This is a genomic window from Aeromicrobium alkaliterrae (genome assembly GCF_039529015.1).
GTDB lineage: Bacteria > Actinomycetota > Actinomycetes > Propionibacteriales > Nocardioidaceae > Aeromicrobium > Aeromicrobium alkaliterrae.
Genome location: NZ_BAAAME010000002.1, coordinates 1,189,728 through 1,215,273, shown reverse-complemented (window position 1 = coordinate 1,215,273; position 25,546 = coordinate 1,189,728). Strand labels below are relative to the sequence as shown.

Annotated in this window: 17 protein-coding genes and 3 rRNA genes; 11 read left to right on the top strand and 9 right to left on the bottom strand. The window is 68.8% G+C overall.

Annotation, left to right across the window (positions count from 1 at the left end):
* Positions 1-28 precede the first annotated feature (28 nt).
* From ABD127_RS07130 to ABD127_RS07100, 7 genes are all read right to left on the bottom strand, one after another.
* A complete protein-coding gene (locus tag ABD127_RS07130; RefSeq protein WP_344199216.1) occupies positions 29-1,111 on the bottom strand; it encodes an NADH:flavin oxidoreductase/NADH oxidase in 1,083 nt (360 codons plus the stop codon).
* Positions 1,108-2,025 (bottom strand): phosphatase PAP2 family protein, encoded by a 918-nt coding sequence (locus ABD127_RS07125; RefSeq protein ID WP_344199213.1) that lies wholly within the window; start codon positions 2,023-2,025, stop codon positions 1,108-1,110. Before ABD127_RS07125 ends, ABD127_RS07130 begins: the two co-directional genes overlap by 4 nt.
* Positions 2,022-3,479, bottom strand: a complete 1,458-nt coding sequence (locus tag ABD127_RS07120) for a hypothetical protein (RefSeq protein ID WP_344199210.1) — start codon at positions 3,477-3,479, stop codon at positions 2,022-2,024. The genes ABD127_RS07125 and ABD127_RS07120 overlap by 4 nt, the downstream gene beginning before the upstream one ends.
* A gap of 80 nt (positions 3,480-3,559) precedes the next feature.
* On the bottom strand, positions 3,560-4,537 hold the full coding sequence (locus ABD127_RS07115) for a hypothetical protein (RefSeq protein ID WP_344199207.1): 978 nt from the start codon (positions 4,535-4,537) through the stop codon (positions 3,560-3,562).
* A 53-nt stretch (positions 4,538-4,590) separates the two neighbouring features.
* Complete coding sequence (locus tag ABD127_RS07110) at positions 4,591-5,430, bottom strand: aldo/keto reductase (RefSeq protein WP_344199204.1); 840 nt, start codon at positions 5,428-5,430, stop codon at positions 4,591-4,593.
* A 41-nt stretch (positions 5,431-5,471) separates the two neighbouring features.
* Positions 5,472-6,158, bottom strand: a complete 687-nt coding sequence (locus ABD127_RS07105) for a response regulator (RefSeq protein ID WP_344199202.1) — start codon at positions 6,156-6,158, stop codon at positions 5,472-5,474.
* The gene (locus ABD127_RS07100; protein WP_344199200.1) at positions 6,155-7,759 is read right to left on the bottom strand and encodes a sensor histidine kinase; all 1,605 of its coding nucleotides are present in this window, start codon (positions 7,757-7,759) and stop codon (positions 6,155-6,157) included. Before ABD127_RS07100 ends, ABD127_RS07105 begins: the two co-directional genes overlap by 4 nt.
* An 87-nt stretch (positions 7,760-7,846) precedes the next feature.
* Here ABD127_RS07100 and ABD127_RS07095 point away from each other — a divergent pair, with 87 nt between their 5' ends.
* The 4 genes from ABD127_RS07095 to ABD127_RS07080 are packed head-to-tail and all read left to right on the top strand — an operon-like array spanning position 7,847 to position 11,262.
* Positions 7,847-8,836 carry a Bug family tripartite tricarboxylate transporter substrate binding protein gene (locus ABD127_RS07095; RefSeq protein ID WP_344199197.1) on the top strand — a complete coding sequence of 330 codons (990 nt, stop codon included), beginning with the start codon at positions 7,847-7,849 and terminating at the stop codon, positions 8,834-8,836.
* Positions 8,833-9,357 carry a tripartite tricarboxylate transporter TctB family protein gene (locus ABD127_RS07090; protein ID WP_344199194.1) on the top strand — a complete coding sequence of 175 codons (525 nt, stop codon included), beginning with the start codon at positions 8,833-8,835 and terminating at the stop codon, positions 9,355-9,357. Before ABD127_RS07095 ends, ABD127_RS07090 begins: the two co-directional genes overlap by 4 nt.
* Position 9,358: 1 nt before the next feature.
* A complete protein-coding gene (locus ABD127_RS07085; protein ID WP_344199191.1) occupies positions 9,359-10,858 on the top strand; it encodes a tripartite tricarboxylate transporter permease in 1,500 nt (499 codons plus the stop codon).
* Positions 10,855-11,262 (top strand): universal stress protein, encoded by a 408-nt coding sequence (locus ABD127_RS07080; RefSeq protein WP_344199188.1) that lies wholly within the window; start codon positions 10,855-10,857, stop codon positions 11,260-11,262. Before ABD127_RS07085 ends, ABD127_RS07080 begins: the two co-directional genes overlap by 4 nt.
* A gap of 271 nt (positions 11,263-11,533) precedes the next feature.
* Here ABD127_RS07080 and ABD127_RS07075 read toward each other — a convergent pair whose 3' ends face one another.
* Positions 11,534-12,187, bottom strand: coding sequence for a DsbA family oxidoreductase (locus ABD127_RS07075; RefSeq protein WP_344199185.1), 654 nt, complete (start codon positions 12,185-12,187; stop codon positions 11,534-11,536).
* A gap of 74 nt (positions 12,188-12,261) precedes the next feature.
* On the opposite strand from ABD127_RS07075, the gene ABD127_RS07070 reads away from it, so the two are divergent.
* Positions 12,262-16,149: a Pls/PosA family non-ribosomal peptide synthetase gene (locus ABD127_RS07070; protein ID WP_344199183.1), complete on the top strand. Its 3,888-nt coding sequence runs from the start codon at positions 12,262-12,264 to the stop codon at positions 16,147-16,149.
* Positions 16,146-17,471: a M1 family metallopeptidase gene (locus ABD127_RS07065; protein ID WP_344199181.1), complete on the top strand. Its 1,326-nt coding sequence runs from the start codon at positions 16,146-16,148 to the stop codon at positions 17,469-17,471. The genes ABD127_RS07070 and ABD127_RS07065 overlap by 4 nt, the downstream gene beginning before the upstream one ends.
* On the opposite strand, the gene ABD127_RS07060 is transcribed toward ABD127_RS07065, so the two are convergent.
* On the bottom strand, positions 17,464-17,919 hold the full coding sequence (locus ABD127_RS07060; RefSeq protein WP_344199178.1) for a 4'-phosphopantetheinyl transferase family protein: 456 nt from the start codon (positions 17,917-17,919) through the stop codon (positions 17,464-17,466). The two genes, ABD127_RS07065 and ABD127_RS07060, sit on opposite strands and share 8 nt — an antisense overlap.
* Before the next feature lie 27 nt (positions 17,920-17,946).
* Between ABD127_RS07060 and ABD127_RS07055 the strand changes: the two genes are divergently transcribed.
* The 5 genes from ABD127_RS07055 to rrf all read left to right on the top strand — a co-directional run bounded on the left by ABD127_RS07055 (position 17,947) and on the right by rrf (position 25,486).
* The gene (locus ABD127_RS07055) at positions 17,947-18,531 is read left to right on the top strand and encodes a DNA-3-methyladenine glycosylase (RefSeq protein WP_344199176.1); all 585 of its coding nucleotides are present in this window, start codon (positions 17,947-17,949) and stop codon (positions 18,529-18,531) included.
* Positions 18,532-18,541: 10 nt separating this feature from the next.
* Positions 18,542-19,798, top strand: a complete 1,257-nt coding sequence (tyrS, locus tag ABD127_RS07050) for a tyrosine--tRNA ligase (protein WP_344199174.1) — start codon at positions 18,542-18,544, stop codon at positions 19,796-19,798.
* 494 nt (positions 19,799-20,292) lie between these two features.
* Positions 20,293-21,810, top strand: a 16S ribosomal RNA gene (locus ABD127_RS07045).
* A gap of 337 nt (positions 21,811-22,147) precedes the next feature.
* A 23S ribosomal RNA gene (locus tag ABD127_RS07040) occupies positions 22,148-25,252 on the top strand.
* A 117-nt stretch (positions 25,253-25,369) separates the two neighbouring features.
* A 5S ribosomal RNA gene (gene rrf / locus ABD127_RS07035) occupies positions 25,370-25,486 on the top strand.
* Together the 16S, 23S and 5S rRNA genes form the textbook arrangement of a ribosomal RNA operon.
* The last annotated feature ends 60 nt before the right edge of the window (positions 25,487-25,546 follow it).

Sequence of the window (25,546 nt, the reverse complement as noted above, 5' to 3'; positions counted from 1 at the left end):
CGGGGCGTCGTGCTGTCCTGGCGGCCGATCAGCGCCAGGCACCGCGCTCGTACTGGGGCGGGTACGGCGCGTCCTTCGCGTCGACGCCCAGCTCGTGCGCCGCGCGCAGCGGCCAGGAGGGCTCACGGATCGCGGCGCGGCCCAGCATCACGGCGTCGGCGCTGCCGTCGTCCAGCACCGCCTGGGCCTGGGCCGGCTCGGTGATCAGGCCGACGGCCGAGACCGGCAGGTCGGCGCCGCTGCGGATCGCCGCCGCGAACGGCACCTGGTAGCCCGGCTCGACCGTGATCTGCTGGTGCGCGACGGCACCGCCGGAGGACACGTCCACCAGGTCGACGCCGTGGTCCCTCAGGACGCCGGCGAGGCGCGTCGACTGCTCGACGTCCCACCCGCCCTCGGCCCAGTCGCTCGCGGAGATCCGCACGAACAGCGGCTTGTCCGCGGGCCAGACGGCGCGCACCGCGTCGACGACCTCGACGACGAGGCGGATGCGGTTCTCGAACGATCCGCCGTAGGCGTCGGTGCGATGGTTCGACAGGGGCGAGACGAACTCGTGCAGCAGGTAGCCGTGCGCCGCGTGGATGTCGACGACGTCGAACCCCGCACGGTCGGCGCGGACGGCGGCGTCGGCGAACGCCTGCACGACGTCACCGATCTGGTCGGTCGTCAGCGGAGCGGGCTCGGCGTAGCCCTCGAAGGCGTCGGCGCTGGGGGCGAGGGTCCGCCATCCGCCGTCGTCCTGGGGGACCGAGCCGGTGCCGTCGGCGAAGGGGGCGTACGTGCTGGCCTTGCGGCCGGCGTGCGCGAGCTGCACCGCGGCGAGGGCGCCCTGCGACTGCACGAAGGCGACCACCCGGGCCCACGCGTCACGCTGGCGGTCGTTCCAAAGGCCGGCGTCCTCCGGGCTGATCCGCCCCTCGGGGACCACGGCTGCCGCCTCGGTCGTCACCAGGCCGAACCCACCGGTCGCGTGGCGGCCGAGGTTCACCAGGTGCCAGTCGGTCGGCACGCCGTCGCGGGCGGGCACGGAGTACTGGCACATCGGGGACAGCCAGATGCGGTTGCGGGCGGTGCGCCCGCGCAGGGTCAGGGGCTCGAAGAGAGAGGTCACCTCCGGGACAACCGCCGCCGGGCCGCCACCATTCCGTCACGGCGTCGTTCCCAGCGCCCCACCGCGAGCATCACGACCCCGGCGAGCGCCCACCCGGCGAGGAGATCGATGACGTAGTGCTCGGCGTAGTAGACCAGCGCGAAGCCCATCGTCGCCGGGTACAGCAGGGTGAGCCACCGCCATGCCGACCGCCCCCGGGCGACGAACCAGAGCGCCACGAGCATGGCGATGCCCGAGTGCAGGGACGGCATCGCCGCGACGGGGTTGCCGACGGCTGCGAGTGCGACGTGGAACCCGTCCAGGCCGATGACCTCCCACCCCCGGCCCGTGAGCCGAGGCGTCGAGGCGTCCAGGTAGCCGTCGCGCGAGGCGAGCCACGGCGGGGCCATGGGATACAGCACGTAGATCACGAGACCGGCGACGTTGATCGCGAGGTACCGGGTCAGCCAGGCGACCCAGGCGGTGCGGTCGCGGATCCACAGCACGAACGCGAGGCCGAGCCCCAGGACGAAGTGGCTGAAGTACACGGTCGTCAGGACGACGTCGTACCAGCGGGGCTCGGTGCTGCGCAGGCACGGGTCGCCGCACAGGGCGTGCTGCAGTGTCTCCGTCGGCAGGTGCCCGCCGAACATCCACCGGTCCACCTCGATCGGCATCGTCCAGTGCACGGGCATGCCGATCAGCTCGTCGGACAGGCCCCGGCTGTAGAGGTAGAGCACGAGCACGGCGAACGCGGGCCACCAGTCGCGCACGAAGTTCACGTGCGCCGCGACGGGCGACCCGGCGTACCAGGCCACGGCCGCGAGCCAGAGCCACACGAACATCTGGAACGGGTCCGACGGCAGGCCGACCAGCACGATCCACGTCACGAGCGCCACGGCGTAGGCGGCGAGCGCGAGGGCGCGCGTCCTCATCGGCACACCCGCTCGGCGACCTCGCCGCGGTCGAGGTCGGCACGCAGCCACACCACGTGGCCGCAGGGCACGGCGACCGGGCGGTAGCGGTCGTCGACCACCAGCTTCAGGGCGGTGGGGTCGACCGCCCAGGTGTCGAAGTCGGACCACTCGACGACCCACGTCGGCGCATTGGGTCCCTGCAGGACCGCGACGAGCTCGGCCAGGTCGGGGTCGCGCACCCGGATCGGCAGGCTCCAGAGGTTCTCGTAGGGGCTGTCCATCCCCGCCGCGAGCAGCACGTTCGGCTGGCCGTAGGCGACCACCATCGTGTCGCCCAGCTCTGCGGCATCGCGCACGGCCCGTCCGACCTGCTCGGCGTCGGACCCCTGCTGGCTCCCGGTGGACAGGGAGTAGCCCAGCGTGACGGCGAGCGCCGATCCCAGGGCGACCGCTCCGACGCGGCGGGGCCAGGACCCCAGGGCGCCGACGAGCAGACCGGCTCCGAGGGCCGCCGCGGGGACGAGCTGGACCAGGTAGTGCGCCCAGTAGCTGCCGCCGAGGAGCGCCACCGCGCTGGCCGCCACGAGGGTCGCCGCCGTCGCGACGACCGCGGGCTCGCGGCGTCGGCGCGCGGAGAGCACCAGCACGCCGACCGTGATCATGGCGATGCCGCTGACCGCCCAGGTCGCCAGCAGGACCAGGAGCCGCTCGTCGGTCGCGCCGGACGCCGAGCTGCCGATGACCCGGCCTGCGTCGACGCGGAACACCACGAGGGCGTCGACCAGGTCGAGCAGGTCGGTCCCACGCAGGACCGTGCCGAGCGCGAGGACACCGACCGTCGTGAGTGCCCCGAGGACGCCTCCGAGGAGGATCCTCGTCGCGCGGCGACGCTCCGTGGGCTGCGACCAGGCGAGCACCGCCAGCAGCACCACGGCGAACACGAAGCCGTCGACGGTCGACTGCTTGATCGCGAGGGCGGCGGCCGCCGCGGCCCCGGCGGCGACCGCCCACCGGCCCGAGGTCACCGGTCGGTTCAGGGCCAGCAGCGTGCCGAGCAGCGAGGCTGCGACGAACGGGGCGGCGAGCAGCTCGCCGTTGACCCGCGCCGTGCCCAGCCACGGCGAGGCGCACAGCACCGCAGCCGTGGTCGCTGCGGCGAGGGCGGGGGCGCGTCCACCGGCCGTCGCGGCGGCGGCTGCGACGAGCACGATCGTGGCCGCGGCGGCGACGCAGCCGAGGACGCGCAGGGTCGTGAGGTCACCGGCGAGGTCGAAGATCCACAGCAGCAGGGGCGGTCGGTCGACCCAGTAGTCGCCGTACAGCGAGCTGCCTCGATCCCAGGAGCGGGCCACGACCAGGAAGCCGGCCTCGTCGTTGCCCGCAGGCACGCCCAGGAAGGGAAGGCGCAGGACGACGCCCACCAGGGCGAGCCCCAGGACGGTCAGGGTCGTGCCGCGATGCCCGAGATGCATAGCCGGTCCCTTCCGGTGACGCCGTGCCAGCACCTTAGCCACGAGGTGAACGTCGCGTGTCGAGAAGGCGACGAAGCCCGTCAGGCCTCGACGCTGCGACAGTCGCGCTGGGCGAGGCCGAGGGCGTCCCACGGCCAGCCGGGCACGCCGAGGACGCCGGGGTCGAAGGCCGCGACGATCAGGGCGCGGTCCCCGGACTCGAGCGCTGCCAGGCGCTGGGTGTACGCGTCGAGCCGGTCCTGGGCGAGCTGCGTGGCCTCGGCCCAGGCCGCCGGATCGGGCGCGTCCTCGTCGACCAGCGCGAGGTCGTCGACGGTCTCGCTCCACTCGTCGCGCAGGGCCCGTACGGCGGCGAGGTCGTCGTCCGTGGCCTGGACCGGCTCCCCGTCGCGCACCGCGAGGACGATCTCGAGGCTGCGGCCGAGCAGGTCCTGGAAGCCGAGCTCGCTGCGCCGCTCCACGACGACCGAGCACACGCCCGCGACGGCGACGACGAAGTCGCTGAACTCCGGGTTCGGGCCCGGGTCGCCCAGCAGCGTCTCGCAGTCGCGACCCACGAGGTCGAGCTCCTCGAGGGCCTCGGTCAGGCCGGCGGTCTCCGCGGGTGCGGCGAGATCGTCGGAGTCGTCGACGGGCCAGGACCCCTCGGCCAGCGCGATGCGCTCCTCGTACGTCGAGGCACGCTCCTCGAGTGGCGCGAGGACCGTCTCCCACGCCTCCTCGTCGCTGACGCCTCGCAGCGCCTCGATCTCGGCGTCGAGCTGGTCGAGGCCCTCGGCCAGGGCGTCGCTCCACGCCGCGAGGTCGTCCTCGGCGGGGGTGTCCTGGCTGATGGCTGCGGTCAGCACCTCGAAGGACGCGTCCTGGGCTGCGGCCACGACGTCGGCGTCCCGACCGTCGAGCACGTCGCTGCAGGCGCCGGCCGGCTCGGCGTTCGCCGGGGGTGCCGGGGACGGGTTCGGCGGCGGCTCCGGGTCGCTGCACCCGGCCACGAGCACGCTCGTCGCCACCGCGCAGGCGGCTGCCGACACCAGACGCGATCCGCGACCCCGAAGCATGCGCCGAGTCTAGGAGCGGCGGACCGGGGCCGCCGTGGGGACTGCTCCCCGACCTACATCTCCTCGTGGGTCTCGGGATCGCCGCCGAACAGGCGCCCGTCGGGGCGACCGAGGGCCGTGATCGCGGCGATCTCCTCCGGTGTGAGCTCGAAGCCGAAGACGTCGAGGTTCTCGCGCTGGCGCTCGGGCGTGGCCGACTTCGGGATCGGCAGGGCACCGAGCTGCACGTGCCAGCGCAGGATGACCTGGCCGGGGGAGACGCCGTGCGCCTCGGCGGCCGCGACGACCGGCGTCTCGGTGAACGGCGCCTGTCGCTTGCCCATCGGGCTCCACGACTCGGTCAGGATCCCGCGCGTCGCGTTGACGGCGCGCATGTGCTCCTGCGGAAAGTACGGGTGCAGCTCGATCTGGTTGACCGCGGGCGCGACTCCGGTCTCGGCGATGATCGCGTCGAGGTGCTCCTCGGTGAAGTTGGAGACGCCGATCGAACGGACGAGGCCCTGCTGCTGCAGGTCGACCAGGGCCCGCCACGCCTCGGCGTACTTCCCGACGCTGGGGTTGGGCCAGTGGATCAGGTGCAGGTCGAGGTGGTCGAGCCCGAGCCGGGCGAGCGACTCCTTCGTCGAGGTGATCGCGTCGTCGTAGCCGTGGTGTCGACCGGGGATCTTGCTGGTCACGAAGACCTCGTCGCGCGGCAGGCCGGAGCGGCGCAGCGCCTCGCCGACCGTCTCCTCGTTGCCGTAGTTCACGGCGGTGTCGAGCAGGCGGTAGCCGGCACCGAGGGCGGAGGCGATGGCCTCGGTTCCCTCCGCGTCGTCGAGGGAGTACGTGCCGAGGCCCAGGGCCGGGAGCGTCGTGCCGTCGTTGAGCTGCAGGAGCGGAGCGGTCGTCATGTCTCCACGGTAGGCAACGGGTCCCAGCACGCCGCGAGGCGTCAGCTGGGGGAGTAGCGACGCTCGGGACGACCGGTCGCCCCGTACTGCAGGCGCACGCTGGCCCGGCCGACGGCGACGAAGTGCTCGAGGTAGCGGCGAGCGCTGACGCGCGACAGGCCGACGGCGTCGCCGGCCTCGCTTGCCGAGAGCTCGCCGCGCACCCGCAGTGCCTCCAGCACGGCCGTCGCCGTCTCCTGGCTGAGCCCCTTCGGCAGGTTCGCGGCGACGAGCGTCGCGCCGAACGCGCGGTCGATCGAGGCCTGGTCGATCGCTCCCTGGTCGACGTCCTCGAGCGCACCGAGCGCCTCGAGCGAGGTGCGCACGGCCTCGAGCCGCGACGACAGGGCCGGGTGCTCGAAGGGCTTGACGAGGTACTGCTGCGCGCCGCCCAGGAGGGCCGAGCGGACGACCTCGGAGTCGCGCTCGGCCGTCACCATGATGACGCCGACCTCGTGCCCGTCGCCGCGCAGGCGGCGCAGCACCTCGAGCCCGTCGAAGTCGGGCAGGTGCACGTCGAGCAGCAGGATGTCGGGCACGAGGTGCTCGACCTGCGAGATCGCCTCGGTGCCGGTGCGGGCCGTGCCGACGACCTCGAAGCCGGGGGTGCGCTCGACGAACTTCTGGTGGATCCGGGCGACCATGAAGTCGTCGTCGACCACCAGCACGCGCAGGTCGCGGGTCGTCATGCGAGCACCTGCCCGGGCGTGCTCGTCAGCAGCGGGACGGTGAACGTGAAGCGGGCCCCGCCCCCGGTCGGGTGGGTCAGCACCACGGCGCCACCGCGTCGGGCGGCGATGAGACGCACCAGCGGCAGACCGATGCCCCGGCCGCCCAGGACCTCGGGCTTGGTCGAGAAGCCGCGCACGAAGATCGAGTCGCGCAGCTCGGGAGCGACGCCGGGTCCGGAGTCGGTCACGACGACCTCGACGTCGTCGCCCCGCCGCGCCACGCGCACGACGACCTCGGCCGGGTCGTGGCCGCGGCACGCGTCGATCGCGTTGTCGACGAGGTTGCCGATCACGGTCGTGAGGTCGGCCGAGAGCTCCCGGTCGAGTTCCGGGAGGCGGGACGCGTCGTCGAGCACGAGACGCACCGCGGCCTCCTGGGCAGCCGACGACTTCGCCACCACCAGCGCTGCCACCGCGGGGTCGGCCACGTGGTCGCGGATGTTGGCGTCCAGGTCGGCGCGCTCGCGCGTCAACGAGCCGAGCAGCTGCGACAGCTCGTCGTACTCCTCGAGCTCGACCAGGCCGGAGATCGTGTGCAGCCGGTTCGCGAACTCGTGGGTCTGCGCCCGGAGCGTGTCGCTGATCGACAGGTTCGAGCTCAGCTGGTTGCGGAGCGACACGAGCTCGGTGCGGTCACGCATGGACGTGACGCTACCGATGCCCCGACCCTGGCTGCGCGCGGAGCGGCGGTTCGCCACCAGGACGCGGTCGCCGACGACCACGACCTCGTCGTGCGCGTCGTCGTGGTCGCTCAGCAGCGCGCGGACGTCGGCCGGCAGGTCGAGCGAGGCGACCCGTCGGCCGACAACGTCGCCCCGCAGGCCGAGCAGCGTGCGGGCGCCGTCGTTGAGCAGCGTCACCCTGCCGTCGGTGTCGACCGCCACGACCCCCTCACCGATGCTGTGCAGGAGGGCTTCGCGGTGATCGGCCAGCGTCGCGATCTCGTCGCTGCCGAGACCACGCGTGCGTCGCTTGAGGACGCGCGAGACCCACCACGTGCCCAGGCCGCCGGCGAGGGCCCCGATGCCGAGGAACAGCGCCAGGTCGGTCGTGCCGTCGGTCAGGCGGTCCCACAGGCGGGGGTACTCCTGCGCGGCGACCGTGAAGCCGATCTGGTTCCCGTCGTCGGCGATGACCGGGGCGTGGGCGACGACGAAGCGCTCGCCGTCGATCGTCTGGTCGCCGCTCCAGCCGCGGCCGTCGTCGATCTCGCTCTCGTCGATCTGCACCTGCGAGCCGACCTGGGACGGGTCGGAGGAGGCGATCACGGTGCCGTCGACGTCGGCGATCGCGACGACCGTGGCGCCCGACAGCTGCAGGCCGCGGTCGACCATCGGCGCGAGGGCGCGGGTCGCACCGGGTTCGGTCAGCTCGGTGCGCACGACCGAGACGTTCGCGATGTACTCGGCGACCGATCGCATCGCGCTGCCGCGCTGCTCCTCGAAGGCCGTCGTGCTCTGGCGCAGCGAGATCATCCCGACCACGACCAGCACGACGAGCATCACGACGAGCTGCAGGACCAGCACCTGGCCGGCCAGCGTCATCCGGCTCCGTCGCATGACCACTATGACCACAACCTCCTTTGCGTCCATAAGAGTGACGCACGCCACATGATGGCCCAAGATCGTCCCGACCCAGGAGGAACCATGACACCACGACGCTGGATCCGCGGAATCGCGGCAGCGATGGCCGTCGTCCTCACGCTGACCATCTCGGCGTGCGGAGTGACCCGTGACGCGGGCGACCCCGACAACCAGCGACTTCGGATGATGATCCCCAACAGCCCGGGCGGAGGCTACGACCTGACGGGTCGGGCCGCGGCGCGGGTCATGGAGGAGGACGAGATCACCGGTCGCTTCGAGATCAACAACATCATCGGCGCCGGCGGCACCGTCGCGATGCAGCGCCTCATGAACGAGGAGGGCGCCGACGACCTGATGCTCGTGATGGGGCTCGGCGTCGTCGGCGCGGTCTTCACCAACGGCTCGGACGCGACGGTCGATAAGGCCACCCCGATCGCCGGGCTCGTCGCCGAGGCCGAGGGCATCCTGGTGCCCGCCGACTCGCCGTTCCAGACCGTCAACGACTTCGTCGAGGCGTGGATCGCCGACCCGAGCTCGATCACGGTCGGGGGCGGCTCCTCACCGGGCGGCCCGGACCACCTGTTCCCGATGCAGCTGGCGCAGACGGTCGGCATCGACCCGACCGACGTCAACTACATCACCTACGACGGCGGCGGCCCGCTGACGACGGCGCTCCTGGGCTCCAAGATCGACGTCGGGATGTCGGGCCTGGGCGAGTTCCAGGGCCAGATCGACAGCGGCGAGCTGCGGGTCCTGGCGGTCTCGGGCGCCGAGCGCCTGACGACGGTCGACGCCCCGACGCTGATCGAGAGCGACATCGACTTGGAGTTCCTCAACTGGCGCGGCGTCCTCGCTCCGCCGGGGATCTCCGAGGAGGCGAAGCAGAACATGGTCGACCTCCTGACCGAGATGCACGACACCCCCGAGTGGCGCGAGGCCCTCGAGACGAACGGCTGGATCGACAACTTCATGGTCGGCGAGGAGTTCGAGGACTTCCTCATCGAGCAGAACGACCGCGTCGAGTCGACGCTGAAGGAGCTGGGACTGACATGACGACCCTCGAGAACACCCCGCCGCAGGCGGACCGCGGCAAGGTCGTCGACACGGCACAGTACGGGCTCGCGGGCTTCCTGCTCGTCGTCGGCGTCGTCGTGCTGGTCGACGCGGCCGGCCTGCGGGACGGCTTCGCCGATCAGCCGGTCCAGCCACACACGTTCGGCTACATCGTCGGCACCGTCCTGGTCCTGCTGTCGGTGCTGCTGGCCGTCGCGACCTTCCGCGGCGACGTGGCCGAGGAGGAGAGCGGCGAGGACGTCGACCTGACGCAGGGGAGCGACTGGGCGACGGTCGCCAAGCTCGGCGCCATCTTCCTCGTCGTCGTGCTGACGATCAGCTGGCTCGGCTGGGCCATCGTCGGCGCCTTCCTGTTCGCGGGAACGGCGTGGGTCCTCGGCAGCCGCCGGCTGCTGCTCGACGTCGCGATCGGCGCGGCGCTGTCGATCCTGACCTGGTACGGCTTCTACGTGGGGCTCGGCATCCCGATCCCCGCGGGCATCCTGGACGGAGTGCTCTGACATGGAGCTGCTGATGGAGGGGTTCGCCACCGCGCTGACCCCCACGAACCTGATGTTCGCCGTGATCGGCGTCCTCCTGGGCACCGCCGTCGGCGTCCTGCCCGGCATCGGACCGGCCATGACGGTCGCCCTCCTGCTCCCCGTGACGTACAGCGTCGAGCCGAGCAGCGCGCTGATCATGTTCGCCGGCATCTACTACGGCGGCATGTACGGCGGCTCCACGACCTCGATCCTGCTGAACACGCCGGGGGAGTCCTCCTCGGTCGTCACGGCGCTCGAGGGCAACAAGATGGCGAAGGCGGGACGAGCGTCGCAGGCGCTCGCCACGGCCGCGATCGGCTCGTTCGTCGCCGGCACGATCGGCACGGTGCTGCTCGTGCTCCTGGCGCCCAACATCGCCGACCTCGTCGTCCAGCTGGGTGCGCCGTCGTACTTCGCGATCATGGTGCTGGCGCTGTTCGCGGTCACCGCGGTGCTCGGGTCGTCCAAGCTGCGGGGCTTCGTCGCCCTGTTCCTCGGCCTCGCGATCGGCCTGATCGGCACGACGACGGGCCAGGCCCGTCTGACCTTCGGCTCGCCGAAGCTCGCCGACGGCATCGACATCGTCGTCGTCGCGGTCGCGATCTTCGCGATCGGTGAGGCGCTGTGGGTCGCGGCCCACCTGCGCCGCCGCCCGCTCGACATCATCCCGGTCGGACAGCCGTGGATGAGCCGCTCGGACTGGTCGCGCTCGTGGAAGCCGTGGCTCCGCGGAACGGCCTTCGGGTTCCCGTTCGGTGCCCTGCCTGCCGGTGGCGCCGAGGTGCCGACGTTCCTGTCGTACATCACCGAGCGTCGTCTGACCAAGCACCCCGAGGAGTTCGGCAAGGGTGCCATCGAGGGCGTGGCGGGGCCCGAGGCGGCCAACAACGCCTCGGCCGCCGGCACCCTGGTGCCGCTGCTCTCGATCGGCCTGCCGACGACGGCCACCGCCGCCGTCATCCTGGTCGCGATGCAGAACTACGGCCTGCAGCCGGGTCCGCAGTTCCTGGACGCGAACCCGGAGCTCGTCTGGGGTCTGCTCGCCAGCCTGTTCATCGCGAACGCTCTGCTGCTCGTGATCAACCTGCCGATGGCGCCGCTGTGGGCCAAGCTCCTGCAGATCCCGCGTCCGTACCTGTACGCCGGCATCCTGTTCTTCGCCTCGCTGGGCGCCTACAGCGTCAACTTCGACGCGTTCGACCTCGGCCTGCTCGGCGTGCTCGGCGTGCTCGGGCTCGCGATGCGACGGTTCGGCATCCCGGTCCTGCCGCTCATCATCGGCGTGATCCTCGGCCCGAAGCTCGAGGAGCAGCTGACCACGGCGCTCCAGATCTCCAGCGGCGACGTGTCGACGCTGTGGAGCGAGCCGGTCGCGATCGTCGTGTACGTCATCATGGCGCTCCTGCTGGTCGCCATGGCGGTGTCGTCGCGGCGGAGCCCCGTCGCGGCTCCGAAGGACGAGGAGAAGGTGTCAGCATGACGGTCGTGGTGGCCTGGTCGGCCGACGAGTACGGAGCGGCAGCGCTCGCCCACGGGGCGGCGCAGGCCGGACAGCGACGCGAGGACCTCGTGGTCGTCAACGTCACCCGGGGCGACGCCCTGGTCGACAAGCGGTACGCCGCCGACGACGAGATCGCGCGGGTCACGACGGCGCTCGAGGCCCTGGGCCTCGACGTCCGCGTCGTGCACGGCGTGGTCGACGACGTCAGCGGTGCCGTGGTCGAGGAGATCCAGCGCTCGAGCGCGACGCTCGTCGTGGTCGGCATCCGGCACCGGTCGCCGGTGGGCAAGATGCTGCTCGGCAGCGTCGCGCAGCGCATCATCCTCGACGCGCCGTGCCCCGTCCTCGCGGTCAAGCCCGACGACGCGGCCGACCTGGTCTGACCCGAGCCCCCCGAGGGGCGGTGGATCTGCCACCGAAAGGCTGGCTTCACGGGATGGGCGGTGGATCCGCCACCGTATGAACACTCATACGGTGGCGGATCCACCGCCCTGTGGCGTGGTCGGCGCTTTCGGTGGAGGATCCACCGCCCACCCGCCTCCAGAGGTCAGGCAGACGGCTCCGCGGGGGCCTCACTCGCCGCCTCGGGGATCGCGCACACGCCGTCGACGCACACGGGGGCGTCCGCGTCGCCGACGAGCTCGAACGGCCCGGTCACGCGGATGCTCCGGCCTCGGCGACGACGCGCTCGAGCGCCGAGACGAACACGTCGGGCGACTGCGCACCTGAGACGGCCAGACGGCCGTCGAAGACGTAGAACGGCACCCCGCCGATCCCGTACTCGATCGCCTGCTCCTGGTCGGCCTTGACCGCTGCGAGGTAGGTATCGTCGCTGAGGACCCGCAGGACCTCGTCGCGGTCCAGCCCGACCTCGGCCGACAGGTCGGCCAGCTCCTCGGCGCGGTTGAGGTTGCGGCCCTGCTCGAAGTACGCCGAGAGCAGGCGCTCCTTGAGCTCGACCTGCCGTCCGTTCGCCTTCGCGTGGTGCAGGGCCTGGTGGGCCAGCACCGTGTTGGCGTGCTGCAGGGCGTCGTAGTCGTACGCCAGGCCCTCACCGGCCGCGAGCTCGGTCATCTGCACCAGCATCTGCTCGGCCTGGGCCTGCGGCAGTCCCTTGTGCTTCGCCAGGAACTCGGCCTCGGTACCGGCGTAGTCCACCGGGGTGTCGGGGGAGAGCTCGAAGGAGTGGTACTCGACCTCGACCTCACCGTCGAAGCGCGCCACGGCCTGCTCGAAGCGGCGCTTGCCCACGAAGCACCAGGGGCAGGCGATGTCCGACCACACGTCGACCTTCACGGAGTTGCTCATGCCCGGTCCAACATCGCGACACGTGCGCGTGTTCCCGACACTTCGCGTTCACCTGCTCGTGGGAGCATCGGCCGGTGACCGACCCCGCGGCCTCGCCGCAGATTCGTGCTGCGGCCTCGCCGCTGCTCCGTGCCTCGGCCGCTCCGTCGCCCCGCACCCTCGTCGAGGTGCTGCGCACGACGGTCGACACCGTCCCGGAGTCGCCGGCGATCGACAACGGCGCCGAGGTCCTGACGTACGCCGAGTTCTGGGAGCGCTCCTCGCTGCTCGCGGACGAGCTGCACACGCTCGGCGTCGGCCGCGGTGACCGGGTCGGCATCCGCATCGACTCGGGCACGGTCGACCTCTACGTCGCGATCGCCGGCGTGCTCGTCGCCGGAGCTGCTTACGTGCCGGTCGACGTCGACGACCCCGCCGAGCGCGCCCGCACCGTGCTGGGCGAGGCCGCCGTCGCGGCGGTGGTCGGCGACGGCCTCCAGGTCGCCCTGCGCCGACCGGCCCGCGAGCTCACAGGCGAGGAGCGCGACCTCCCGTCGACCGAGGACGACGCCTGGATCATCTTCACGTCCGGCTCGACCGGCACGCCGAAGGGCGTCGCGGTCCGCCACCGCAACGCGGCGGCCTTCGTCGACGCCGAGGCGCGCTGGTTCCTGCAGGACGCGCCGCTCGGCCCGGGCGACCGCGTGATGGCGGGCCTCTCCGTCGCCTTCGACGCGTCGTGCGAGGAGATGTGGCTCGCGTGGCGCCACGGCGCGTGCCTCGTGCCCGCGCCGCGGTCGCTCGTCAAGAGCGGCGCCGAGCTGGGCGGCTGGCTCGTCGCGAACGGCATCACGGTCGTCTCGACCGTCCCGACCCTCGTCTCGTTGTGGCCCACGTCGGCGCTCGACCGGGTCCGCCTGCTGATCCTGGGCGGCGAGGCGTGCCCGCCCGAGATCGGGGCTCGGCTCGCGACGCCCGATCGCGAGGTCTGGAACACGTACGGACCCACCGAGGCCACGGTCGTGGCTTGTGGTGCGCAGCTCGGCCCCGAGGGGCCGGTGCGCATCGGCCTGCCGCTCGACGGGTGGGACCTCGCGGTGGTCGACGCGCAGGGGAACCCGGTCCCGGAGGGCCAGCCCGGCGAGCTGATCATCGGTGGCGTCGGCCTCGCCCGCTACCTCGATCCGGCCAAGGACGCCGAGAAGTACGCCGCGATGCCGACGCTGGGCTGGGACCGCGCCTACCGCAGCGGCGACGTCGTCGTGAACGACCCCGAGGGCCTGCTGTTCCAGGGCCGGGCCGACGACCAGGTCAAGATCGGGGGACGCCGCATCGAGCTCGGCGAGGTCGACAGCGCGCTGCTGGGCCTGCCCGGCGTCGTCGCGGCAGCGTCGGCCATCCGCAAGAGCGCGGCCGGCAACACGGTCCTGGTCGGCTACGTGCGGGTCGACGACGAGTTCGACGGCACCGCCGCCACGCAGCACCTGCGGGCGACGATGCCGGCGCCGATGGTGCCGCGGCTCGCCCAGGTCGAGACCATCCCGACCCGTACCTCGGGCAAGGTCGACCGCGACGCGCTGCCCTGGCCGCTGCCGGCCGACGAGTCGGCCACCGCGGACCTCGGTCCGGGTGCCACCTGGCTCGCGGGCATCTGGCGCGACCTCCTCGGGTCCAGCCCCGACGGTGCGGACGCCGACTTCTTCGACCTCGGCGGCGGCAGCCTGACCGCGGCCCAGCTCGTCGCCCGCGTCCGCGAGGAGGTGCCGGAGCTCACGGTCGCCGACGTGTACGAGCACCCGACCCTGGGCGACCTCTCGACGGTCCTCGAGGCCCTGCGCGGACGCGACGCCCGCTCGAACGAGACGGCGCACCCGGTGCCGGCGGCCTCCCAGGTCGCTCTGTCGGTGGCGACCGCCGTGGCGCGCACCGTCGGCGGGCTGCGCTGGCTCGCCTGGACCGGCGTCGGCGTGCTGGTGGCCCGCTCGTGGTTCGACGCCACGTGGCTGCCGGACCTCGCGTGGCCCGGCGTGCTCCTGGCCTGGATCCTGCTCGTGCTCCCGCCCGGCCGGGTCGTGGTCGCGGCGCTGCTCGTCCGCGTCGTCCTGCTCGGGGTCGGCCCCGGCACGTACCGCCGCGGCGGGGCGACCCACGTGCGGGTCTGGTTCGCCGAGCGTCTCGCCGACGAGGTCGGTGCCACGGGCCTGTCCTCGGCATCGCTGACCACGGTCTACGCCAAGCTCCTCGGCTGCCAGGTGGGCCGCGGCGTCGACCTGCACACCATCCCGCCTGTCACGGGCCTGCTCACCCTCGGAGCCCACTGCTCGCTCGAGCCTGAGGTCGACGTCGCCGGTCACTGGGTCGACGGCGGCACGTTCCACCTCGGCCACGTCACGGTCGGCAAGAACGCGCGCGTCGGCACCCGCAGCACCCTCGCCGGTGGGGCCGTCGTCGGCGACGGCGCCGAGATCGGTCCCGGCTCGGCGGTGTTCGGGACGGTTCCCGCCGGCGAGTACTGGTCGGGCGCTCCGGCCGAGCCGGTAGGGCCGGCGCGGGGTCCGGCCATGGCGACCAAGGCCGCCCGCAGCCGCGGCTGGATGATCGCCTACGGGCTCACCGCCCCGGCACTCGCGGCCCTGCCCGGGCTCTGCCTCGCGGTCGCCGCGCTGTCGTGGATCGCGGTCGCGGGCGTTCCCGACGACCTGGGTGCCGCGCTGCGCACCTCGCTCCTGGCGGTCCCGGTCGTCACACTCGCCGCCGGCCTGCTCCTGGCCGGGGCGATCATCGCGATCGTGCGCCTGCAGTCGCGGCGCCTGGAGCCCGGCACCCACCCGATCCACGGCGCGCAGGCCTGGCGCGCCTGGACCGTCGTGCGCCTGCTCGACGAGGCCCGCGGCTGGCTGTTCCCGTTGTACTCGAGCTTCCTCACCCCGACCTGGCTGCGCCTGCTCGGCGCGAAGATCGGCGACGACGTCGAGGCGTCGACGGTGCTGATGATCCCGAGCCTCACGACGGTCAACGACGGGGCGTTCCTCGCCGACGACACGATGCTCGGGATGTACGAGCTCGGCGGCGGCTGGCTGCGGGTCGAGCGGGTCAAGATCGGCCGCCGTGCCTTCGTCGGCAACTCCGGCATGACGGCCCCGGGGCGCAAGGTCCCCAAGGGCGGCCTGGTGGCGGTGCTGTCCGCGGCCCCACGGCGCGGCACGGCCAAGGCCGGGTCGTCGTGGCTCGGGAGCCCCCCGGTGCAGCTGCGTCGGTCGGCCGGGGAGAGCGACACGTCACGCACCTTCGAGCCGCCTCGCCGCCTGCGCGTGCTCCGGGCGCTCGTCGAGGTCTGCCGCATCGCGGCCGTCTGGGTCTCGGCCTGGATCGGCGTGCTGGTCGTGGCCACGCTGCTCCTGCTGCTGGACGAGACGTCGGTCGTGGTCACGGCCCTCGTCGCGGGACTCGTGCTCGCGGGCGCCGGCGTCGTGGCGGCAGCGGTCACGACGGCCGCGAAGTGGGCGCTGGTCGGCCGCATCCGCACGGGTGGTCACCCGCTCTGGAGCGGATTCGTCTGGCGCAACGAGCTGGCCGACGCCTTCGTCGAGGTCGTCGCGGCGCCGTGGTTCACCCGCCACGTCCTGGCGACACCCATCCTGAACGCCTGGCTGCGCTCCCTCGGCGCGCGGATCGGCCGCGGTGTCTGGTGCGAGTCCTACTGGCTCCCGGAGACCGACCTGGTGCGGCTCGACGCGGGCAGCACGGTCAACCGAGGGTGCGTGGTGCAGACGCACCTGTTCCATGATCGGATACTCAGCATGGACACGGTCAGGTTCGCCGCGGGCGCCACGCTCGGCCCGCACGGCGTCGCCCTGCCGGCCTCCTCGCTCGGCCGTCACGCGACGGTGGGTCCGGTCTCGCTGGTCATGCGGGGTGAGGCCGTCCCGGCCAAGACCCGCTGGATCGGCAACCCGATCGGTCCCTGGGTCGACGCCGGATGAGGGGCCCGCTCAGCCGCCTCCGCGGTCCGCGTGACAACGAGGTCTACGTGCCGCACCACGGCGACCCGGGCTTCGCGGTGCAGCACTACGACCTCGACCTGACGATCGTGCTCGTCACGAACTCGCTCTCGGGTGTCGCGACGCTCTCGTGCCACGCCCTCGAGGACCTCGACGACTTCACGCTCGACCTGTACCGCCTGCGGGTCTCCAAGCTCAAGGTGGACGGCGCGGCTCCCGCCAAGTTCACCCAGCGTCAGCACCGGCTCGTGGTGCGTCCCCGCCGGACGATCCCGGCGGGCACCGACTTCACGGTGCAGATCTCGTACCACGGCTCGCCCCAGCCCATGCCGGGCCCGGACGGCGAGGCCGGGTGGGAGGAGCTCGCCGACGGCCTCATCGTGGCGTCGCAGCCGCACGGTGCCCCGAGCTGGTACCCGTGCAACGACCGTCCCGACGACAAGGCCACGTACGCGTTCGGGGTCACGGTGCCGCAGGGCTACACCGCGGTCGCGAACGGTCGCGCGGGGCAGGTGCGCCGCCGCGGCAGCACGGTGCGCTACGAGTACGCCGAGTCCTCGCCCATGGCCAGCTACCTCGCGACCGTCCAGGTCGGCCGCTACGTGCCGCTGACGGGCACGGCCGCCGGCGTCGACCTCACGACCTGGTGCCCGCCGTCGCGCCGCTCGGAGGTCGGCAAGGCCTTCGCCGACCAGCCCGCGATGATCGAGGCCTTCAGCCGGCTGTTCGGGCCGTACCCGTTCGACACCTACGCCGCGGTCGTGACCGACGACGAGCTGGAGATCCCGCTGGAGGCGCACAGCCTGTCGATCTTCGGCTCGAACCTCGCCGACCGCGAGTGGTCGGCGCAGCGGCTGATCGCCCACGAGCTGGCGCACCAGTGGTTCGGCAACAGCGTGACGCTGCGCCACTGGCGCGACATCTGGCTCCACGAGGGGTTCGCCTGCTACGCCGAGTGGCTGTGGTCCGAGGAGTCCGGCGGACTCACGGCCGACGCCCAGGCCCAGGAGCACCACGCGCGGCTCGCCGACCAGCGCCAGGACCTCGTCCTGGCCGATCCGGGCCCCGACGACATGTTCGACGACCGCGTCTACAAGCGCGGGGCGCTGACCCTGCACGCGTTGCGGCTGCGGCTGGGCGACGAGCCCTTCTTCGACCTGCTGCGCGCGTGGTCGGAGCGGCACCGCCACGGCAGCGTGACGACCGACGACTTCGTCGACCTGGTCGTCGAGCTCACGGAACTCGACGGTGCCGAGTTCTTCGGCGCCTGGCTCGACGAGACGGCGCTGCCGGCGCTCACCTGACGACGAGCTCCCACTCCTGCGTCGAGTCGACCGCGAGCGCGGCGACGTAGACCGACGGCGCCATCAGCAGCCGGGTCGTGAGGTGGGCCGGGTCGGGGGCCGTGATCCCGGCGCCGACGCACTTGCCGCGGGCCTCCCGGCGCACCCACGCGCGGCGGCCGGCCCCGTCGACGTCGATCCCCACCGGCGCCTGCGCCGACCAGGCCACGACGGCGACGTCCTCGTGTCGCGAAAGGCTCACGTGCCCTGCGCTCTCGGTCGGCGGCGGTCCGGCCCGACGCACCACCGGCCGGCCGTGCGAGCTGGATCCGCAGTCGGGACAGATGCGCGACTCGACGACGTCCTCGAGCCCGATCCCGAGCGCCGTGGCGACGGCCCGCCGCAGCAGCTGCTCGTCGTCGGCGCTGCCCCACGTGACCTCGACGCGCACGGGACCCTCGTTCTCCACCCGGCAAGTGTGCGGCAAGGTTGGAACATGGCCCGCGGGACCGAGGTGCAGCTCGACGGCCCGGTCGACGAGCGGGCGCGCTCGCTGCTGGGACGCACGTTCACGGCGCACGGCGTCACGGTCGTGCTGACCGAGGTCGAGGCCTACGGCGGCGTCGACGACCCGGCCTCGCACGCCTTCACCCGGACCCCGCGCTCGGAGGTCATGTACGGCCCGTCCGGGCGCCTGTACGTGTACCGCTCCTACGGGATCCACCACTGCGCCAACGTCGTGACCGGCCCGACCGAGCAGGCGGCGGCCGTCCTGCTCCGTGCCGGTCGGGTCGTGGCCGGGCTCGACCTGGCCCGCGAGCGCCGCGGGGCGGTCCCCGACGACCGGCTGGCCCGAGGGCCCGGCAACCTCGCGCAGGCCCTCGGCATCAGCCTGGCCGACCTGGGCACCCCGGTCACCCGTGGTGGGCCCCTCGGTCTCGGTGAGCGCGTCGAGGAGCCCGAGGTCGTCGCGGGGCCGCGGGTCGGTGTCTCCCTGGCCGCTGACGTCCCCTGGCGCTTCTGGACGGCGGGCGATCCGTCGGTCTCGGCCTACCGCCGATCCCCGCGCGCGCCTCGATAGTCTCGCGAGCATGACCCACGTCCTCGACGACCTCGACGCGCGCGGCCTGCTCGCGCACACGACCGACGCCGACGCCCTGCGCGCGGCCCTCGACGACGGACCGATCACGTACTACGTCGGATTCGACCCGACGGCGCCGAGTCTCCACGTCGGCAACCTGCTGCAGCTGCTCACCGCGCGTCGTCTGCAGCTCGCCGGTCACCGGCCGCTGATCCTCGTCGGCGGGTCCACCGGGCTCATCGGCGATCCCAAGCAGTCGGGGGAGCGGGTCATGAACTCCCCGGAGACCGTCGCGTCCTGGGTCGAGCGCATCCGGGCGCAGGTCGAGCAGTTCGTCTCGTTCGAGGGCGACAACGCCGCGACCGTGGTCAACAACCTCGACTGGACCAGCCAGATCAACACGATCGACTTTCTGCGCGACATCGGCAAGCACTTCCCGGTCAACCGCATGCTGGCCCGCGACGTCGTCAGCAGCCGGCTCGAGTCCGGGATCAGCTACACCGAGTTCAGCTACGTCCTGCTGCAGTCGCTCGACTTCCTCGAGCTCTACCGGCGCCACGGGTGCGTGCTGCAGACCGGGGGCAGCGACCAGTGGGGCAACCTCACGGCCGGGGTCGAGCTGATCCGACGGTCGGACGGGGGGAAGGCGCACGCGCTCGCAACCCCGCTCATCACCAAGGCGGACGGCACGAAGTTCGGCAAGACCGAGTCCGGCACGATCTGGCTCGACCCCGAGCTGATGAGTCCGTACGCGTTCCACCAGGCCTGGATCCAGGCCGAGGACGCGAAGGTGGGGGAGTACCTCAAGCAGTTCACCTTCGTGCCGGTCGACGAGGTGGACGCCTTGATGGCCGAGCACGCGGAGGCTCCGGGACGACGTGTGCCCCAACGACGTCTGGCGCGTGAGCTGACGACCCTCGTGCACGGGGAGGCCGAGGCCGACGCGGCCGAGCTGGCCGCGACGGCCCTGTTCGGACGGGGGGAGCTGAGCGACCTCCCGGAGTCCACGTTGGCGGCGGCCCTGGCCGGCGCGGGGGTGGCCGAGCTCGACGGCACCGCGACGATCACCGACGCCCTCGTGGCGGCCGGGCTCTCGGACAGTCGATCCGCGGCCCGTCGTGCCGTCACCGAGGGAGGCGCGTACGTGAACAACGTGCGCGTCGACGATCCCGAGCAGACCCTGGCCGTCACGCCTGCGCTGCACGGCTCCTGGATTGTTTTGCGACGCGGAAAGCGCCAAATTGCAGGCGTGAAACTCCCTGCCTGAGGTCCTGTGACCGGGGTCACGCCGTCTCGATTTGACGGTTTGCGAAACAGCCGCGTAATGTTCTTCTTGTTGCTCAGCACGACGGAGCGCAAGGCGGGAACGCCGGGCGATCGGAGCTAGCAGCCACTTGAACCGAAACGGTCAACGCCAGGAACGCTTCCCGGACCATTGAGTCTGGGGCAGATCCGGAAACTGACCGCTGACAACGGAGAGTGACACGGGAAACGAACCCGGTTTGACCGGGTGGAGACAGAGCGTGTAGGTTAGAACAGTTGCCCCGAGCGGCTAGCCCTTCCAGGGTGAACCGCAGGTGAGCGTCTGATCCTTGAGAACTCAACAGTGTGCCAAAAGTCGACGAATTATCAGTACAAAACCCCCGTCGACGGAGGACTTCGGTCCAATGTCGTCGAGGACAATTCCGACAATTAGATTGTCAGCAATCAAAATTGTCAGTATCAACTCAAGTTGTTACCCAGCTTCGGCTGGGAAAACTTTCAACGGAGAGTTTGATCCTGGCTCAGGACGAACGCTGGCGGCGTGCTTAACACATGCAAGTCGAGCGGTAAGGCTCCTTCGGGAGTACACGAGCGGCGAACGGGTGAGTAACACGTGAGCAATCTGCCCTTCTCTTTGGAATAACCATTGGAAACGATGGCTAATGCCGAATACGACTTCCTTTCGCATGTTAGGAAGTGGAAAGCTCCGGCGGAGAAGGATGAGCTCGCGGCCTATCAGCTTGTTGGTGAGGTAATGGCTCACCAAGGCGACGACGGGTAGCCGGCCTGAGAGGGTGACCGGCCACACTGGGACTGAGACACGGCCCAGACTCCTACGGGAGGCAGCAGTGGGGAATATTGGACAATGGGCGAAAGCCTGATCCAGCAACGCCGCGTGAGGGATGACGGCCTTCGGGTTGTAAACCTCTTTCAGCAGGGACGAAGCGAAAGTGACGGTACCTGCAGAAGAAGGACCGGCCAACTACGTGCCAGCAGCCGCGGTAATACGTAGGGTCCGAGCGTTGTCCGGAATTATTGGGCGTAAAGGGCTCGTAGGCGGTCTGTTGCGTCGGGAGTGAAAACTCAGGGCTTAACCCTGAGCGTGCTTCCGATACGGGCAGACTAGAGGGATGCAGGGGAGAACGGAATTCCTGGTGTAGCGGTGGAATGCGCAGATATCAGGAGGAACACCGGTGGCGAAGGCGGTTCTCTGGGCATTACCTGACGCTGAGGAGCGAAAGCATGGGGAGCGAACAGGATTAGATACCCTGGTAGTCCATGCCGTAAACGTTGGGCGCTAGGTGTGGGGACCTTCCACGGTCTCCGTGCCGCAGCTAACGCATTAAGCGCCCCGCCTGGGGAGTACGGCCGCAAGGCTAAAACTCAAAGGAATTGACGGGGGCCCGCACAAGCGGCGGAGCATGCTGATTAATTCGATGCAACGCGAAGAACCTTACCTGGGTTTGACATATACCGGAAAGCTGCAGAGATGTAGCCCCCCTTGTGGTCGGTATACAGGTGGTGCATGGCTGTCGTCAGCTCGTGTCGTGAGATGTTGGGTTAAGTCCCGCAACGAGCGCAACCCTCGTCCTATGTTGCCAGCACGTAATGGTGGGGACTCATAGGAGACTGCCGGGGTCAACTCGGAGGAAGGTGGGGATGACGTCAAGTCTTCATGCCCCTTATGTCCAGGGCTTCAAGCATGCTACAATGGCCGGTACAAAGGGCTGCGAAACCGCAAGGTGGAGCGAATCCCAAAAAGCCGGTCTCAGTTCGGATTGGGGTCTGCAACTCGACCCCATGAAGTCGGAGTCGCTAGTAATCGCAGATCAGCAACGCTGCGGTGAATACGTTCCCGGGCCTTGTACACACCGCCCGTCACGTCATGAAAGTCGGCAACACCCGAAGCCGGTGGCCCAACCCTTGTGGAGGGAGCCGTCGAAGGTGGGGCTGGCGATTGGGACGAAGTCGTAACAAGGTAGCCGTACCGGAAGGTGCGGCTGGATCACCTCCTTTCTAAGGAGCAACTGGCCAGAGCTTCGGTTCTGGTCCAGGCGCATCGATCGCAAGCGAATGTCTTGCGCGATGCCGCTCACTAGTGGACGTCGACTATTTGGCTCGATGATTGATCAAACGCTGTCAGTACATCTGGCTTGCCAGAACGGAACCTCAGCCGGCGTCGTCATCGAATCAGGCACACTGTTGGGTCCTGAGGGATCAGGCTTTACGCTGATCTCTCGGACCGCCCACCCCACGAACCACGAGCAGCAGCTCGCAGGCGTGGAAACATGGGACGGTACCGACCGTATCTTGAGAACTTCACAGTGGACGCGAGCATCTTTGTAGTAATGAACAACAAGCTACTAAGTGCACATGGTGGATGCCTTGGCATCGAGAGCCGATGAAGGACGTTGGAGTCTGCGAAAAGCCCCGGGAAGGTGACAACCGACCTGTGATCCGGGGATGTCCGAATGGGGAAACCCACCTGGAGGAAAGTCCAGGTACCTGCGCCTGAACACATAGGGCGTTTGGAGGGAACGTGGGGAAGTGAAACATCTCAGTACCCACAGGAAGAGAAAACAACCGTGATTCCGGAAGTAGTGGCGAGCGAAACCGGAAGAGGCTAAACCTCAGTGATGTGATAGCCGGCAGGCGTTGTCACTGGGGGGTTGTGGGGCCGCATGGCTGATTCTGCCGAATCAGCAAAGAGTCACAAACCATGAGTGAAGTTGAAGCGGCTGGAAAGTCGCGGCACAGAGGGTGAGACCCCCGTATACGTAAGCTCATGGCTCTTTTGCGTCACCCCGAGTAACACCGAACCCCTGAAATTCGGTGTGAATCTGGCGGGACCACCCGTTAAGCCTAAATACTCCTCGATGACCGATAGCGGACTAGTACCGTGAGGGAAAGGTGAAAAGTACCCCGGGAGGGGAGTGAAATAGTACCTGAAACCATGTGCATACAATCCGTTGGAGCAGTTCTTCGGAACTGTGACAGCGTGCCTTTTGAAGAATGAGCCTGCGAGTTAGCGTTCAGTAGCGAGGTTAAGGCGTAGAGCCGTAGCCGTAGCGAAAGCGAGTCCGAATAGGGCGATTGAGTTGCTGGATCTAGACCCGAAGCGGAGTGATCTATCCATGGGCAGGTTGAAGCGCGGGTAAGACCGCGTGGAGGACCGAACCCACCTAGGTTAAAAACTGGGGGGATGACCTGTGGATAGGGGTGAAAGGCCAATCAAACTCCGTGATAGCTGGTTCTCCCCGAAATGCATTTAGGTGCAGCGTTGCGTGTTTCTTGTCGGAGGTAGAGCACTGGATGGGCTAGGGGGCCTACAAGCTTACTGAACTCAGCCAAACTCCGAATGCCGATAAGTGAGAGCGCAGCAGTGAGACTGTGGGGGATAAGCTTCATAGTCGAGAGGGAAACAGCCCAGACCATCAGCTAAGGTCCCAAAGAGATTGCTAAGTGGAAAAGGATGTGGAGTCGCAGAGACAACCAGGAGGTTGGCTTAGAAGCAGCCACCCTTGAAAGAGTGCGTAATAGCTCACTGGTCAAGTGATTCCGCGCCGACAATTTAGCGGGGCTCAAGCAATCCACCGAAGCTATGGGATTCATATAATAGGTAGGCCTTCGTGGTCCAGCCGTATGGATCGGTAGGGGAGCGTCGTGTGGCGAGTGAAGCGGCGGGGTAACCCAGCCGTGGATGCCACACGAGTGAGAATGCAGGCATGAGTAGCGAATGAGGAGTGAGAAACTCCTCCACCGAATGACCAAGGGTTCCAGGGTCAAGCTAATCTTCCCTGGGTAAGTCGGGACCTAAGGCGAGGCCGACAGGCGTAGTCGATGGACAACGGGCTGATATTCCCGTACCGGCATTGAATCGCCCATGCAGAATCCAGTGATGCTAAGTGCCCGAAACCGGCCTTCAGACTCTTCGGAGTCACTGGCCGGCAGAGCGCACGACCCGATCTGGTAGTAAGCAAGCAATGGTGTGACGCAGGAAGGTAGCTCAACCGTGGCGATGGTAGTCCACGGGCAAGGTCGTAGGGCGAGTGATAGGCAAATCCGTCACTCATATGCCTGAGAGCCGATGCGGAGACGTTTTAGTCGAAGTGAGTGATCCTATGCTGCCGAGAAAAGCATCTAGCGAGATTCAGAGCCGCCCGTACCCCAAACCGACTCAGGTGGTCAGGTAGAGAATACTAAGGTGATCGAGTGAACCATGGTTAAGGAACTCGGCAAAATGCCCCCGTAACTTCGGGAGAAGGGGGACCGGATTCGTTATAGGACTTGCTCCTAGAAGCGTTGAAGGTCGCAGAGACCAGGCCCAAGCGACTGTTTACTAAAAACACAGGTCCGTGCTAAGTCGAAAGACGCCGTATACGGACTGACTCCTGCCCGGTGCTGGAAGGTTAAGGGGACGTGTCAGCGCAAGCGAAGCACAGAACTTAAGCCCCAGTAAACGGCGGTGGTAACTATAACCATCCTAAGGTAGCGAAATTCCTTGTCGGGTAAGTTCCGACCTGCACGAATGGAGTAACGACTTGGGCGCTGTCTCAACCATGGACTCGGCGAAATTGCACTACGAGTAAAGATGCTCGTTACGCGCGGCAGGACGGAAAGACCCCGGGACCTTTACTATAGTTTGGTATTGGTGTTTGGTTCAACTTGTGTAGGATAGGTGGGAGACTGTGAAGCTTGGACGCCAGTTCAGGTGGAGTCAACGTTGAAATACCACTCTGGTTGTACTAGATATCTAACCTAGGTCCATTATCTGGATCAGGGACAGTGCCTGATGGGTAGTTTAACTGGGGCGGTTGCCTCCTAAAATGTAACGGAGGCGCCCAAAGGTTCCCTCAGCCTGGTTGGCAATCAGGTTTCGAGTGTAAGTGCACAAGGGAGCTTGACTGTGAGAGTGACAGCTCGAGCAGGGACGAAAGTCGGGACTAGTGATCCGGCGCTGGCATGTGGAAGCGGCGTCGCTCAACGGATAAAAGGTACCCCGGGGATAACAGGCTGATCTTCCCCAAGAGTCCATATCGACGGGATGGTTTGGCACCTCGATGTCGGCTCGTCGCATCCTGGGGCCGTAGCAGGTCCCAAGGGTTGGGCTGTTCGCCCATTAAAGCGGCACGCGAGCTGGGTTTAGAACGTCGTGAGACAGTTCGGTCCCTATCCGCCGCGCGCGTAGGTAACTTGAGAAAGGCTGCCCCTAGTACGAGAGGACCGGGGTGGACGAACCTCTGGTGTGCCAGTTGTTCCGCCAGGAGCACTGCTGGTTAGCTACGTTCGGAAGTGATAACCGCTGAAAGCATCTAAGCGGGAAGCACGTTTCAAGATGAGGTTACCCACTGGATTAACCAGGTAAGGCCCCCAGCAGACCACTGGGTTGATAGGCCGGAGGTGGAAGTGCAGCAATGCATGCAGCCGACCGGTACTAATAGGCCGAGGGCTTGTTTCACCACTACGAAGTCGCGTCCACTGTGAGGTTCCTGAGCTACGGCCGGGAACCATGAGAACTGCACCAGCCCTCGGGCCGGCCGCAGGATCTCGCTTGGTTTTGTCAGCTCAATAGAGTTTCGGCGACCATGGCGAAGGGGAAATACCCGGTTACATTTCGAACCCGGAAGTCAAGCCCTTCAGCGCCGATGGTACTGCACTGGAGACGGTGTGGGAGAGTAGGACGTCGCCGGACAATTTTTAGCGCGAGGCCGCTCCTTCGGGAGCGGCCTCGCTGCATTTCATCTGCAGTTTC